8 protein-coding genes are annotated in these 16,229 nt (G+C 40.3%); 3 read left to right on the top strand and 5 right to left on the bottom strand.

Going from position 1 to position 16,229, the window contains the following annotated elements; translation table 11 throughout:
- Positions 1-6: 6 nt before the first annotated feature.
- Both V6R21_RS13595 and V6R21_RS13590 read right to left on the bottom strand, forming a co-directional pair.
- The gene (locus V6R21_RS13595) at positions 7-270 is read right to left on the bottom strand and encodes a hypothetical protein (RefSeq protein ID WP_334244166.1); all 264 of its coding nucleotides are present in this window, start codon (positions 268-270) and stop codon (positions 7-9) included.
- 136 nt (positions 271-406) lie between these two features.
- Positions 407-1,474, bottom strand: coding sequence for an endonuclease/exonuclease/phosphatase family protein (locus V6R21_RS13590; protein ID WP_334244165.1), 1,068 nt, complete (start codon positions 1,472-1,474; stop codon positions 407-409).
- Between the two features lie 248 nt (positions 1,475-1,722).
- On the opposite strand from V6R21_RS13590, the gene V6R21_RS13585 reads away from it, so the two are divergent.
- On the top strand, positions 1,723-4,941 hold the full coding sequence (locus V6R21_RS13585) for a S41 family peptidase (RefSeq protein ID WP_334244164.1): 3,219 nt from the start codon (positions 1,723-1,725) through the stop codon (positions 4,939-4,941).
- 142 nt (positions 4,942-5,083) lie between these two features.
- Positions 5,084-5,545, top strand: coding sequence for a YciI family protein (locus V6R21_RS13580; RefSeq protein WP_334244163.1), 462 nt, complete (start codon positions 5,084-5,086; stop codon positions 5,543-5,545).
- Here V6R21_RS13580 and V6R21_RS13575 read toward each other — a convergent pair.
- Positions 5,542-6,843 (bottom strand): MGH1-like glycoside hydrolase domain-containing protein, encoded by a 1,302-nt coding sequence (locus V6R21_RS13575; RefSeq protein WP_334244162.1) that lies wholly within the window; start codon positions 6,841-6,843, stop codon positions 5,542-5,544. The genes V6R21_RS13580 and V6R21_RS13575 overlap by 4 nt on opposite strands.
- A gap of 214 nt (positions 6,844-7,057) precedes the next feature.
- Between V6R21_RS13575 and V6R21_RS13570 the strand changes: the two genes are divergently transcribed.
- The gene (locus V6R21_RS13570) at positions 7,058-8,032 is read left to right on the top strand and encodes a glycosyltransferase (RefSeq protein ID WP_334244161.1); all 975 of its coding nucleotides are present in this window, start codon (positions 7,058-7,060) and stop codon (positions 8,030-8,032) included.
- Positions 8,033-8,184: 152 nt separating this feature from the next.
- On the opposite strand, the gene V6R21_RS13565 is transcribed toward V6R21_RS13570, so the two are convergent.
- Entirely contained in the window at positions 8,185-8,682 is a 498-nt protein-coding gene (locus V6R21_RS13565; RefSeq protein WP_334244160.1) for a GRAM domain-containing protein, read from the bottom strand.
- A 42-nt stretch (positions 8,683-8,724) separates the two neighbouring features.
- Positions 8,725-16,212, bottom strand: a complete 7,488-nt coding sequence (locus V6R21_RS13560; RefSeq protein WP_334244159.1) for a S8 family serine peptidase — start codon at positions 16,210-16,212, stop codon at positions 8,725-8,727.
- Between the last annotated feature and the right edge of the window lie 17 nt (positions 16,213-16,229).

The raw sequence follows: 16,229 nt of genomic DNA, 5'->3' as shown, positions 1-16,229 counted from the left end.
GTTGGGTTAGTTGGCAATAAGACTGTCAATAATAACTGTGACGACTAACAAGAGCAAAAAAAATGCAAGTATTACAAACCTCCCCACCAACTTATTGATACCATGTATAAACGCATCATCATTATTTTGCACTTTATCCTTATTGTCCAAAAAATAATGAATAGTCTTTTTCTCTTTCCCTCTCAATTGAAGTATCAAATTGATAACAAACTGGCGTGTTTTAGCCCCTAGCAGCCTTGTCGCATTGGCACTGACGATTCCTCTTCTCATAATGGTTTTTGAGTTTGAAAAAATAATTCAACAGTTCATAAGGATAGTTAACACCCTTCATTCAGTAGTTAGCTACTCAGAATACATTCTCTGACTTTATCAATATCCCTTTAAATATCACTATTTCTGTTGCAAACTAATCCCCTTCTTTTAATCCATTTTCAATCTTTTCATTGGCTTCCTCCACCTCTTCTTCAGATGCTTCTTTTTCTTTCTGGACTTCCTCTGCAGGTGGATTATAAAAAAGCGATATGAAAATTGGAAAATGATCTGAGCCAATATGTGAAAGTCGCTCCATCTCAATCAATGTAAAATCATTTGAATGGAATACATGGTCAAGAGGCCATCTTGCCAAAGGATAATCAGCATGAAATGTATTGTAAAGTCCCCTTCCTTTACGAGGGTCCAGCAAGCCACTCACCTTCCTGAACAGTGCCGCAGTATTTGACCATGCCACATCATTCAAGTCACCTGCCACGATAGTGGTACCTTCATGTTTCTTTACCCTTTTTCCTACAATCAACAACTCAACATCACGCTTGGTCGAAGTTTTACTTTCGTTAGGAGCTGGTGGTTTAGGATGCAGACAGTGCAAATTTACCCGTTTCCCTGAAGGTAAAACCACTTTACCATGAATAGACGGAATGTCTTTATCAAGAATATAAACCACGTCCATGTCTTCGAGCTTGTACTTGGAATAAAGGTGCATTCCATACAAGTTATCAAGGGGTACTTTCACTGTATAAGGGTAATCCTGCTCAATCACTCCAATAGCATTTTCCCATTTTTTATCTGTTTCCAAAGTCAGTAGTAATGAAGGGTCCTTATCACGGACTAAGTTCAGGAGCTTATCATAATCCCTATTATCCATCAGTACATTGGAAACCAAAAGCGAAACAGTGTCTCCTACCTTCGTCACTTCAGCCTTCATCACTTCTTTTTTTGCCAAGGGAGTATAGGGAAAAATCTTGGTTCCCTGATAGGTAATACTCGCTGCCAACATAAGAATGAGAAGAATAACCCATGGGTGACTGAGGGACTGTGTAAACAATAACCCCAGAATAGTCACTATACCAATAGCAATCAGAATACCTCTAGGAAAGTCAAAAACCCTTACCCACCAATCATCCATCGGCACAAAGGAAGCAATGGTGCCCAGCACTACGAACATGCTTAAAATACATAGGGTAATTTTGACCACCATATCTGCTCTAGTTTTGTATTATACTGAGTATCTACCCTTTGTTTGGTAGATCTTGTTTTCTGCAACTATTATATAAATATCATCACCGTTATCCAACAATCCATCAATCGCATAAAATAGTTCAAAACCATTTTGCACCGTTTAAAACTTATTATACTATTTCGTGTAAATACATCTGTATTTCTAACCTAAATGCAACATCTTTGCATTTGAGTACAATTCTTATAATTCAACCAATTTCTAGTTCAATGAAGTTAATCTACCAATTCATGTGTGGACTGGCTGCGCTTTTGGTTATTCCATCAGTAATGGCCCAAGACAATCCACTAATCCGTTATGCGGCAGTCAGCCCTGACGGTAACAAAATTTCTTTTTCGTATCAAGGTGATATTTGGACTGCTGACATCAATGGACAGAATCCAAGAAGACTTACCATTCACGAAGCATACGAAGGACGTAGTATCTGGAGCCCAGACGGTAAGGAAATTGCCTTTACAGGCGACCGTTTTGGAAACAACGATCTATACACAATTCCTTCAGAAGGTGGTCAAGTAGACAGAATTACTTTTCACTCAGCTTCAGACCAACTAACAGACTGGACTGCTGACGGCAACCTGTTGTTCAACTCACAGCGTACATTTGGTTACGTTGAGTGGGAATCAGCAATTTATAGTATCCCTTCAAAGGGTGGCACCCCTACTCGTACAATGAATGCTGTAGGTAACAACCCTGTTGTGTCCAATGACGGTCGTTTCATCGCATTTGAAATGGGACCATGTCGTATAGAGCGTGAAGCCTACCAAGGTTCTGCCAACAGACAGATTTGGGTTTATGACACACAGCAAGATACCTATTCACAAATCACAACTTTCGAAGGACAAGATGCCTTACCACAATGGGCAGGTGACCGTACACTTTACTTCCTAAGCACAAAATCAGGAAGGTACAATGTATGGAAGCAGGAGATCAGCGAAAGTGGACAGGCTGCATCTGAAGCAGAGCAAATCACTTCGTTTGAAAGTATGGGTGTTAACTGGTACAATGTGAACAGAAGTGGAAGCAAAATGGTCCTGAACAGAGGAAATGAGCTGTATGCTTTTGCCCCTGCCAGTAAAGCGCCTGTAAAAGTAAGTCTCAAGCTTGCTGTTGATGAACGTTTTGATGCGGTAGTAAGAAAAAGCTTCTCAGGTGACATGCAAGAATACGCAGTATCTCCTAACGGAAAGCTAAGTGCATTCGCTGTAAGAGGTGAGGTATTTATCAAGAAAAATGACAAAGAAGAGAGCAAGTCTGTAAACATTTCAGAAAGTGCCTATAGAGATGAAGATATTGCTTGGCTAAATGATTCAACTTTGTTGTTTGTGTCAGACAGAGAAGGTCAGAAAGATATTTACCTTGCCAGATCAACTGACAAAGAGAATAGTAACCTGTTTACTACGCTTAAGCGTGAAGTGGTGAAAGTCACAAACACAAAACAGGCTGAACATAACCTGACAATGTCTCCTGATGGCAAAAAAATCAGCTACTTATCCGGAAACGGAAAACTGGTTGTGGCTGATATTGACCAAAATGGTAAGCTATCCAAAGAAGTTGCTCTGGTAGATAACAACTGGTCAGATTTCAATGGCATTAGCTGGAGTCCTGATAGCCGTTACCTAGCTTACAGTACTCCTGACCTTGACTTCAACAATGAGGTCTATATTCAACCAGTAGACAAAAGTCATGAACCTGTCAATATAAGTATGCACCCACGTGGTGATTATTCACCTGTATGGAGCCCTGACGGCTCAAAATTGGGTTTCCTATCACAAAGAAATAATGGCGATACAGATATCTGGTATGTATGGCTGAAAAAAGCGGACTGGGAAAAGACTAAAAATGACTGGAAAGAGGCTGAAGACATTGAGCCAAAAGACAAAGGGTCAGATAAAGACAAGAAGAAGGACAATAAAGAAGAGGTAACTCCTGTAGAAATAGACTTTGACGATATCTACGAGAGACTGGTACAGGTGACTGCTTATCCTGGAGACGAATCAAGTATCGCATTCTCCAAGGATGGAAAGAACCTGTATTTTGTAAGAGAAAATGCTGTAAACAAAAATAGAGAGCTTTACACTATCAAATGGGATGGTGATGATGCCAAAATGGTTACAGCAGGTAAACGTATCTCTGGTGTCTCAATGGACAAAAAGTTAAGTCACATTTACTTTGTAGATGGAGGCAGACAATATAGGGTAAAACCTTCAGCAGGAAGTTCTAAAGAGTCTCTGCCACATAGTGCCAAGATGAAAATCAACTACCCTGAAGAGCGTAAGCAAATGTTTGAGGAAGGTTGGACTGCTATTCAAGAAGGGTTCTATGATCCAAACTTCCACGGTCAGGACTGGGATAACCTTAAGAAAACTTACCGTTCTTTGGCGCTATCAGCCTCTACACAAACTGATTTCCGCTATGTATTCAACCTGATGCTTGGTCAAATCAATGCCAGCCATATGGGACTCTACCGCACAGAAGAGCGTGCCAAAACACAAAGAGAACATACAGGCAACCTAGGTCTTGAAGTAAAACCTCACGCTGACGGAGTTGAAGTAACTCATGTAGTAGACGGTGCTCCTGCATCTAAAGAGAATAGTAAAATCACTGAAGGGGATATTATCTTGGCGGTAAATGGTGATAAAGTTGAACAAGGAGTCAACTTCTATCAAACCTTGACTGACCTTGCAGGCGAGCGAATTTTACTGACGGTAAAAGACAAGAACAAAACTCAGAAAGAAGTCGTCATTCGCCCTGTTTCCAGATTGGGAGATAAACTTTATGAAGAGTGGGTTAATGAAAAGCGTGAACTGGTAAACAAGTACTCAAATGGTAAATTGGGTTACTTGCATATCGAAGGTATGAACTGGACAAGCTTTGAGCGCTTTGAGCGCGACTTGATGGCCGCTGGTCATGGCAAGGAAGGTATTGTTATCGATGTCCGCTACAATGGTGGTGGATGGACTACAGACTACCTGATGGCTGTACTGAATGTTAAACAACATGCTTATACTATTCCAAGAGGAGCTACAACTAGCCTGGAAGAAAACCATGAGCAGTTCAGCAACCACTACCCTTATGGTGAGCGCCTGCCATTTGCCGCTTGGACAAAACCATCTGTAGCCTTGTGTAACGAGAGCAGTTACTCAAATGCTGAGATTTTCTCACATGCTTACAAAGGACTTGGAATCGGAACATTGGTAGGTAGACCTACATTTGGTGCCGTTATTTCAACAGGTGGTCACCAAATGATCGATGGTGGTTTACTCAGAATGCCTTTCAGAGCTTGGTATACAAAATCAACAGGTCTGAATCAGGAACTGAATGGTGCTGTCCCTGACATCATTGTCCACAACGCTCCTGACAGCTACTCAAAAGGTGAAGATGAACAACTTCGCAAAGCTGTAGAGGTACTGACTCAAAAAGAGCAATAATTACAGTCTAATACATAAGAGCCCCCTCGATACATACATTAGTGTATTGAGGGGGCTTTTTTGTATTTAAATAGGGAAACTCAGAATATAAAATTTATATACATTTGGGCAATCTGAATATTTAAACATCACCAATAGACACATGAAAAAACACTTTTACCTATTGACGCTACTTTTTGCTTTTATTTCACTCACATCCTTTGCTCAGCAAGACACTTCTTACAATAAAGCCTTAGCAGACAGTCTTGGAGCAGATGAGTATGGCATGAAACAATACACTTTTGTAATCCTTAAAACAGGTAATACCACCATTGATGACCAAGACAAGGTTAATGCCATTTTCAGGGGACACTTGGACAACATCACCAGATTAGCTGAAGAAGGAAAACTAATAGTCGCTGGCCCATTGACCAAAAACGAGAAGGAATACAGAGGCATCTTTATTTTCAATATAAAAGACCCTAAGGAAGTGGAATCACTCTTGCAAACTGACCCTGCCATCAGTTCAGGGTTATTAGCCACAGAGACCTATGAATGGTATGGTTCCGCTGCACTTCCTAAATACTTGGAGTTCCATACTATGATTGAAAAGAATAAACCTTAGTCCATCAAAAACTCCCTAAAAATTGCTACTGAAGCCAACCCTGTCCAACCACAGAAATCAGGTTGGCTTCTGCTACCTTGCTTCAACTTATCTGGCATATAATTTTCCCAAAGTGTTCCTGTTTGATTAAAAATATAAGTTACAGCCTGATAATACTTTTCTGCCAAATGCTTAGCCAACTCTTCCTCTCCAACTTTTCTTAGACCATGAAAAACCATATAATTGGTAGGTGCCCAAACACTCCCTTTCCAGTAATCTCCTTTCCTGCTATACCCCTTTTCATCTGCTGCCAATGTCGGAACTGGTACCTTTCTGTAAAACTTTTTTGGGTCCTTTAAATGGGAAATAAAAGGTTTCAGTCTTTCTTCTGGCACTACTCCAGCTATCAATGTCCAATATGCTCCAATATGAAACCTTGGTACTTGCTTGTCAAAACCTAAATCAAAATAAAAATTGGATTTCTCACTCCAACACTTCTCATTGATTGCCTCCTTGATTTGTCTATGTTGTTCCTCATAGATTGGAATATCAGCTGTTTGACCAACTATTTGAGCAATTTCTTTTAAACATAAAGCATTGAAAGCCATTTGGGCTGACATATCAATATACCTTCCTTGCTGGTTCCATCTAAGTTTGTAATTCTTGCAATACTTTTTCACATGCTCTGCCTCAACCTGATTAGGAAAGGAATTTGCTTGTAACTCAAGTCCTCCTTGACCTCCTCTCCAACCTTTTGGCCATCTAGGCAAATTATCCATTCCAGAGCCTAATGGATCTCCTATAAAGAGGTTATCATCCATCTTAAACTGATGAGTATTAAAATGATGATGAGCTTTCAAGTTAGAATATACTTTTGACAACCTTTGTTTATTTTGAGTCATTTTGAAATACTCTAACTCAGCCCAAGACAATAGTGGAGGCGCAAATGAAGAAGGATGATTTTTTGGAAAGTAAGATTGCCCGCTTTGTAAATAATGCCTTCCTATAAACCCATCTTCATCCTGTAGTCGATAGAAATTGTCCAATGTATTATTTATCGGGAAAATATCTGGATGATATTTAGCCCATAGGATTATAAAAGCTGTATCCCATAAAAATAAATCTTTAAACCCTCCTCCCGTTCCCATTCTAGGCCTTAGTAAAATATCATCTGCAGGAGATTCATCCACAAGTTGTTGAGCTATCTCCAAAGTTTTCTCATAAAGACTATTTTTCTCAAACTTACTATCACCTTGTCTTGCAATCAGGTCATGAAAAGGAATGAGGGTAGCTAAAGACATACCTCCTAATGCTTTCATAAAATTTCTGCGGCTGGTTGTCATTTCTAGAAAGGGCTATGTTATGTGCAGTTAAGTTACTTATTAACAAGAGTGATGCTGGTGAATACTAGTAAGCTTCAACTCTCACAAATAACATATAATAGATATCCAACAACACGAGTATGCGTTCAATGTTGTTAACAAGATTATAATTATTACTTTTGCCATAACATTGATAAGGAACATCTATTCTATGAATATTCTAATTGTAAACAACTCAACTATCCCTGCCTTCAAGTATGGAGGTACTGAACGAGTAATTTGGGGACTAGGGAAAGGTTTAACCGAGCTAGGACATAAGGTTACCTTTCTTGTAAATGAAGGCTCACACTGCCCCTTTGCAGATGTATTAACCTATAATCCAGATAAAGGTATCAATGAACAAATTCCTGATGGTATTGATTTAGTGCATATGAATATTATTCCGAATGAGCCTATTAATATTCCATATGTGATGACAGTTCATGGTAATAACAGTAATGAAGATTTTCCTGAAAATGCCATCTTCATATCCCAAAATCACGCAGAAAGACACGACTCTGATTGTTTTGTTTACAATGGCTTATTATGGGATGATTATGACACTCCTGACTTCAACAAAAAAAAGGACTATTTGCATTTTCTAGGAAAAGCTGCCTGGAGAATTAAAAATGTCAAAGGAGCAATCAATATTGCTCAATTAAGTGGTAAAGAACTAAGAGTATTAGGAGGACATCGCCTAAACATTAAAATGGGATTTCGACTTACCTTAGACCCTCGTATCAAGTTTCATGGAATGGTAGGTGGTAAAGAAAAATATCAACTCTTAAATGGTTCTCGAGGTCTGGTATTTCCTGTAAGATGGCATGAGCCTTTTGGTTTAGCCTTGACGGAAAGCCTTTTCTATGGTGCTCCAGTATTTGGAACGCCTTATGGTGCATTACCTGAGTTGATTACATCAGAAGTGGGGTTCCTCTCAAATGATAAACACCAACTGGCTGAAGCAATCAAGAATAGCTCCTTCTCACCTAAAGTTTGTCATGAGTATGCAAGAGATACTTTTAATCACATTAAGATGGCTAAGTCTTATATCGAAAAATATGAGAAGGTATTAAATGGTGAAAAGTTAAATACCCTCAAGCCTAAAATGTTACCTACCAATGATAGTAAGTTTTTACCTTTTCACTAAAAAAACTTCAATTATAAATAGAAAAGCCACCTAATTATTCAAAAGGTGGCTTTTCTGTGACTTAATAATAAAGTTCTTTATCAGTAATCAGCAAAAAATCCCTTTAGAGATTGAAGTCTCTAAAGGGAGCTACATTTTTCAATTGAGGCACTTTATGTTACGTTTTTCAAGCTGCTGATAATTACTCGCCAATCATTAGGATACTCTACCATAAAGCGCTTATCCCTCCTATTCACTGTAATAATGATTCCCTTACTAAAGAGATAGTTTGGTCTATAAAGTCTAACTTTTGCAATGTCATTAAGAGTAAAAGCCACTTGCATGGAATCAGAAGTTTTAAAGACCAACCTACTCTCAGTCAGGTATAAGTTTCCTGTTATTTTCCCATCATTCAGTAAATATCCCGCTTCACCCTCAATAAGGATATTTTCTCCAAACTGAAGAAATGACTTATCGATAATCCCCAATGATTTGGATGATCTGGTCAGGAACCAATAAAGTGCTGGTATCATAAAAAATACGATACCAGTCACTATACTCAAAACAACTGTCTCTGCACTCCATTTAAAATGGATAAAAGCGAGAACTACCAATCCAAAGGCCATTATAAAACCGAAAAGTCTATTGACGTTTTTTGCCTTACCTTCCATCGTTAAATACTTTTAAAGACAGAGCTAAAACTAAATTGCTATCTACCATACCACAACTTTTCGTGTTCTAAACAATGTGCCATTCACCTTAATCGTGCATAGGTACAGTCCTTTTCTTATCCCCTCAAAACCTAACCTCTGAACATGTTCTCCAGCAGTTACATTCGGCAAATGGATTTGCTTCATTAACTGGCCATTCGAATCAAAAATATCAATGGTCACATTTGAGTCCTGTTCAAGGTTGTAGTATAAAGAGGCTTGGTTATCCGTGATAGGATTAGGGTAAATCACCGCCCCTCCTTCTGCATTCAAGTCCGAAATCCGTGGCTTATCAAAACCATCCAACTCACCTTGCACTGCATCCGGATCGTTGATGATAACGACGTAAACCAAATTGACCACAAACCCATTTTCTTTGCCATCATCTGCACCAAACACTAGCTGTGCAGTTCCTTCAGTCAAAGGATGTAAGCTAATGAATGAGCTTCCCAATGCCATATCTACCATTTCAGGCGTATAGTTCCCTGCCAGGAGCTGCAATTCGTCACCATCCAAATCGGTATACAAATCACTCGGGTCAATCGTATAAGACTGGTTAGGGTCAGCCAAATTCAGTGTGATGACTTCATACTTTGTATTAAATACAGGCGCCCTATTGGTATCCGTCACTTTAATCAGAATAGAATCCCGAACAACATTACCTGTTTCATCAGTCAATTCAACTGGTAGTTGATACACACCTTCACTTTCGTAATCCGTTTTGATGTGTACCTGTGCAGTCGTATTGGACAATTGTGTCAGATTAGCCTCAAACATCAGAGCTGATTCCTTAAGTGAAATATTAATACTCTCCCCTTCTAGTTCTTCAAAAAGGTAGTTCAACACCCGCTCTTCATTTTCCGCAATCCTAATTGTGTCTTCATATATATTTGGATAGAAAATCAGCTTAGGAGCACCGTTCATATTCAGTGTTACATTCACTTCATCCTTCTGATGGTTGATATCGTTGGACTTCACGAGAATCTTCGCGCTGTGTGTTCCCCCTTCCAAACCAGACGGATTAACCGTCATTGTAACATCCACCTTTTCTCCAGCAAGTAATTCACCAGCCCTTTGATCCAGTTCCAACCAGGTATTGTCACCAGCAGCTGTAATTGGTCTTATTTTCCAAATCCATTCAGTACCATTTGGTTGGTGAGTTATCCAATAATGATTTTCATCCTGACGATATAGACCAGTGAAACTTTTCCGTATTATTTCCTCATCGTTCGTTGTCTCAAAACCTGCATAAGTATTTGTTCTTGATTCCGGGTATGTGATCATCACGTAGAAGTTTTCACCTTCAGGTATTTCCACAGCTCTTTCCAATGGGAAGTATATCCAGTTGCCGTTTACAGCCTGATCGATTACAAACTTTTGCTCATAAACCTTTGTCCCATCTTGGGGCATCTCCCCGCCTATGTATACCATGACATTCAAATACTGTTTTATAGCATCCAAAGCAGTATACAATTTGAAATGGGTCATATTAAAGCCACCTGCAGGGGCCGTGAACTTGTTAGCAAAAAGATAGTTTGTTCCCTCTATAAATGGTGAGAAAATACCATCTGCTACCTCCTTATGTTCCAAAGCAACGGAGTCAACTGTAACAGGCTTATCCAAAATAAAATTACCAATCTTGTCTATAATCACGTCTCCATTATCAGACTTCTCAGCAGGTGTGACCGCAGGATAGACATCGTATTTTAATTTAGATGTTCCTTTATTCTCAATGGAAAATACATACTGTTCCTTAGTCTCGTTATTCAAAGAGAAAGTCTGATCAGTTGCAGTCCAGGAGAATGCCGGAGAGTCTACTATTTCTGCTGAGACATTTGTGGTAACTGCGGTAAAGTTCCCTTCAAAGGTTAGCTTTCCTACTACATTCTGCTTCAATGGAACATTGAATTTCACTTCCAGTTCTCTAGCATCCCATGGTTTCAGCTCGATAGGTGACAACAGCATACCCACAGTATTTACAATCACCTTATTCCCTGACTCATCAAACAACTCCGCTTTGTCCAATCCTGAAATAAGCGCTTTTGTCAAAGTGGCTGTTGCATACCCCTTATTGATAAATGTCAGTTTCTTACGCAAAATCAGGTTTGGCTGATAGATCACCTCTTCCCAGTTCAAAGAATCGGTAACTGTCACTTTCGGGCTTCCTGTTACATTCAACTCAACAGGAATCATTACCTCTGGTTGCTTTTCACTATTTGTCCTAAGTACCAAAGTATCCAAGTATATACCTGGGTAATAGATATCTGCAGCCGAAAGCATAAGGTCGAATGTAGCCGTTTCCTGTCTATTCAAACTACCTGTCAATGGAGGTACTATCATAACAGTAGACTCATTCTTAAATTTAGCCCAACTCACGATGAGTGAATTCAAGTCTTCAAAAACCTCCGATTCATCTGGACTTTCCAAGCCATAATTAAGCAATGAGCCCCAACTCTCGACATCCTTGTAATGGAAATAGATAGAACCATCTTTTACCAGCTCCAATTGGAACGTCACAACACCAGGATCTGAACCAGCATTTTCCTCTGCCACAAAGTTTTTCCATTGCAGGATAATACGGTCTGCTTCCTGCTTGAATTGAACCCCTTCATTCGGAAGGCCCGGTCTCATGGTCGCCCAGAATGATGCGATCATTCCTCTAAACCCATCACCTTTATTAAAACCATATACATTTCGGTTAGGCAGTCCACCTTGTTCAGGTTCAATCACCGTAATGAAACCTCTATCTGTTACCCAGATACTGTCATAATAGCTACCATAAAAAGGGAAGTCAAAAGGAAGTGGAATCCCCAACATTTCCTCATCCGGAATATTCAAAAGTTCAGCCTCTGCTGAGATATCCTCCCACCTGTGGAAGTTGTCCAAGGAATCACTCGCCTTCCAGGTATACCCATAGTTATCTGTTACCTGCTCAGTATGCGTGCCAATTGCCCTGTCTACACTGCCCGCAACATAACTATGTACATCATTTATAAAAGTATAAGCCAAGCCTGTATCATCTGCTGTACTGCTTACCGTAAATGGAATATTTGTTGTTTCTCCACCTACTAGGTTAAACGATACTAATGAAGGAATTGTATGGGTAAATGAAGGTGCCGGTAACCCTTCAGCTTCAATTACAGCATACCTTACTTCTCCATTTTCAAAAGTAAGGGTCAGTTCAGAAGTTATTCTGTTTGCCAAGCTAGGGTTAAAATCAATCGGCAACTGATTTTTAGCCATTGCATTAATCACTAGTGGCAATGTACCATTGAATTGGAAATCCGGATGTCCAGTCTCAACAGCTGTAACCTTAACCTTTTCCGAACCTTTGTTCACGATGTTAGCATACGCCTTTTGCGATATCCCTAACTGTTTCGGCTCCTTAAAGATTACGGAATCCAGCTCTTCTATATCATGGGTTCCAGTTACCACCACCTTGAATGGCAAGGTACTTACTCCCTCAAACGTATTACTTGAAACCACCACATGAAGCTCATAAGTACCGGCAGGCTGTCTGAACTTTTCAGGGTTAATAGTAAGTCTTATGGTTGTTGAGTCATGCTCCACGATTGTCCCTTCCGATACAGATGCTTCACTGATCATGGAAACTGCTGTAGGTTGTGGTTCAAACCTTACCACCAGATCGTCATGCAGCAATTTGGTCGAATCGTCATATGTATGGTACATAAGGCTATCTGTCTCCTCTATCCCAATCAGAGAGGATTCATACCTCCAATCATCCAAACCAGGCAATTCCTTATACCTGTACTCTATCGCCCCATCACGGAACAGTACAATCTGATATTTCATAACTCCGCCAATACCTACTGTACCAAAGTTTCCAGCACCTCTTGCTTGGGCATCGAATGAAATCACAAACCTATCCCCGAAATCATACGAGCGGATCATATTTGATTTCAACCCCTTACCTTCCAGCCTCAAAGGTAGCATCGCCAACGCCCTATAGATTCTAATGTTACTAATGTTAGTCACATCCACTGACTGGATCATCTCATCAAAGTAAGGGAACATCATATCGAAGTTTACTATTTCTCCATTCACATTTATTTCAGTGCCAAATGAAGAAATATCCTCCCACTGCCCCGCTTCAGGTCCACCGATTTCATCTGAAGAGGTAATGGTATATTGCAACTTTTCCGGAAGTCTTCTGTTGTTGATATTGGCCAAACTATAATGGTTCAAATCATAATGAAGATCCGCCTTGCCTTCATTTTTAAGCGTTAGATCAAATGTAGCTGTATTCCCATAAGCAACGTTCAACACTGAATCAACAAGGCTCATGGCTAATACAGGCTCTTCCATACTTGTGATTCTGACAGGGTAAACCACTTCACCAATATTGGTCTGCAATACTACTTTTTCATTGACTACTCCTGCAGCCAAAGGCTGGTATTTAAAAGTAAGCTCTCCTTCACCCAAAGAAGTTACCGTTAAGGTATCTTCAAACGCTTCAGATGAACCCGCCACTTTCAGGGAATATCCCTCAATATTCAGGTCTCCCAAACCTTTATTCTCCAGCTTTAATGTCAATTCCTGTTCTCTATTGACAAAAGCACTAAACTCCTGTACTTGACCCGTATTCATTGCAGGAAGCTGACCTTTCACACGTACCTTGACCTCAATGTTTATCATCGGCTTATGAATATCATTGGTCACAATCCCCAATGAAGCCAGATGGTCACCATTTGTCAGGTTTTTCGCATCAATCAAGCCTGTAACATGATTGGAGTCTCCTGCATGGATTTCGCCATTGTTTGGATCTAAAAATACATAAGACCCATCATTCCCTGTACTCATCACCCTCAACATAGGGATGACAGGTCTTACCAATAGATTAATAGCCTCTTCGTATGTTCTGCCATTATCTCTGGAGAGAATAAATGTCTCCCAAGGATATTCATTACCAAACTGCGTCAGCAACGGATAAGCCATTTCCTTAGGGAAATGAAGCACTACCCAAAAGTGTTCATCATCCTCAAACCTTTGTGGTCTATAGATCGGAATCCTGTAGTACTTCATGACATTGGTAGTGTCTGGGTAGTACTCCTGAACATATACTGTTTGCGCTTCGACTGGGTGTCTACGGGACCCCTTCTTGATTTCCACAGTAATTGGCTTGTGATTGATTTCAGGAATTAAACCCACCTCCAAGTGTGTCAGGTTAAACGAGTAGTCATAAGGAATATGGAAACGTGTGGCAAAAATAAGCCCTGCGTTTGGATCACCAGAGCCAGCCAAAAAACTAGGAGGGTTCTCATTCTCATAAGATAAGCCTGATATAAACTCCGTATCATCATGTTCCCAATAATTGTTGACTGAAAGCGAGGCTTCCGATAATAGCTCTTCACTTATTGCTTTTACAGCTGAATGGGTTACCAAGTTATTTTCTTCACTGGCCGTAATAGCGTATGATTCAGCAGACTTATACATCAATACATTGCTGCTTACTTCCACCTCATCTTGTGGAACAAAGTAATAGTCTTCATTACTGATGGAGGTCTCCCAATAGACGATGCCTTCCCCTATATTGGAGAATGAAAGTGGAAACTGAACCAGAGGGTTCTCATTGACATCTATCTCGAGATCCACAATTCTTGTAGATTCCATAAAATGTGGCTCCTTGGAAGTCTTTACATGCAGAATATTGGAAATAGTGGAAGTGTTTTCAAACTGGTCAGCTGATTTGATGGCAAACCAATAGTCTTTCTCCTTTAGGAAACCACCGATATTCTGTTGGAACTCCTCACCCGCAGCCAAGTTATTTTCCAGCAGGAACAACATCTGATTGTCAAAATTTTCGGCAGTAATTTCCGATTCACCAATCGCTAAGTAATATTCACTTGGCTCTGTCCCATCTGGGTCTTGGGGAACCGTCCAGGATAGTCTGATCTCATTATGGAACACCTCGATAGCACGCAAATCGGTAATCGCTACTGGTGGTATACGCTCATCATCCATCAATGATTTTGCGGCATTTAAATACCCCTTCCCGTACTTATTGTCGTGCTGAAAAATAAAGCGATCCACAGAGTTCAACATGATTCGCCTTAAGTCACTTGAAGTAAAGTCTTCTCCACCAAACTTCGCAACAATCAAAGCAGCTACACCTGAAGCATGCGGACAAGCCATTGACGTCCCTTGCATATAGCCATACTTATTATTCGGCAAGGTACTCAATACTCCTCCTTCATCACTAAAATTGGTCATATCACCGCCTGGAGCTGCTATATCTGTCCATTCCCCAAAGTTGGTGTAAGGCGCCGGAAACCCTGAAGGTCCTGTTGCCGTCACCGCAATCACTTCATCAAAAGCACCTGGGTAACGGGTGCCTTCAGCCGCATTATTTCCTGCCGCAAAAAACAGGATACCACCCTTCATTGGGCTACCTTCATACTGTCCTGCTTCCGCAATAAAGTACTTAATCGCATCCAGTACTTCTTGCTCATAGTAATTTTCCAGATTATACCCCCACGAGTTTTGTGAAATGACAGCACCATTGTCAGCGCCATACACGATGGCTTCTGCAAAGTTCAACCCTCCATTTACTCGGGTATCAAAAACCTGACAAGACATGATCTTAACGCCATTGCCACTGCCATCACCACCTGCAACACCTGCTACTCCAATACCATTGTTGCTTACTGCACCAACCGTTCCGGCTACGTGTGTACCGTGATCTCCAGGCGTAATACTGCCATCCACGCTGAAGTTCCATCCGTAATAATCATCTATATAACCATTACCATCATCATCCACCCCTTCTTTACCATTCAACTCGGCTGTATTTACCCAAATATTGTCAGCAAGGTCTTCATGTTCAACATCAACCCCCTGATCCACTACCGATACAATTACATTTGAGCTACCTGAGGTTGTTTGCCAAGCTTCCAGCAGATCAATATCAAAATCCGCTTCTCCAACCCTGCCATCATTACCATAATGCCACTGATCCGGCAATAACGGGTCATTAAAATTCTCCTCTTCAGCTGACATCATCTTGGCTTCAGTGCTGGTTGGTGTGAAGACAACAGGCTTTCTTTCCCCATCAATCCTATGTTTTCGATACACAGGTTTTACGATTTCAATCTCAGCCAGCTTCTCATATTTCTTCAATACATTCATAGGAGACTCGGTAGTATCAAACTCTACCTCATACCATAAATGCAATCCATATTTCCTGTGTTTGGCTTCAAATTTTGGAGAAAAAGGAAACACTCTTTTCACGTTGTGAATACCGATTTCCTTACTCACGTTATCCACACTTTGAAGGCCTACCACCTTACTGTTTTTTTCAGTAGCAGCAACTCGAAAGTTGGTGGTGTTTTTTATATGCTCCTCCTTGAATTTGATACGAACCTTACCACTTACGAAATCACCAGAACTATTATTCTGGCCATTCTGTGCCAATATTGTATGCCCTCCAAAAAAGCACAAAGAGAGCCACAAAAATAATATTGTCTTCTTCATAGTATAAACGCTTCTTA

The organism is Limibacter armeniacum (assembly GCF_036880985.1).
In the GTDB taxonomy this organism is placed as follows: Bacteria; Bacteroidota; Bacteroidia; order Cytophagales; family Flammeovirgaceae; genus Limibacter; species Limibacter armeniacum.
The sequence above is the reverse complement of the archived record's forward strand: the minus strand, read 5'-3'. Positions and strand labels throughout refer to the sequence as shown.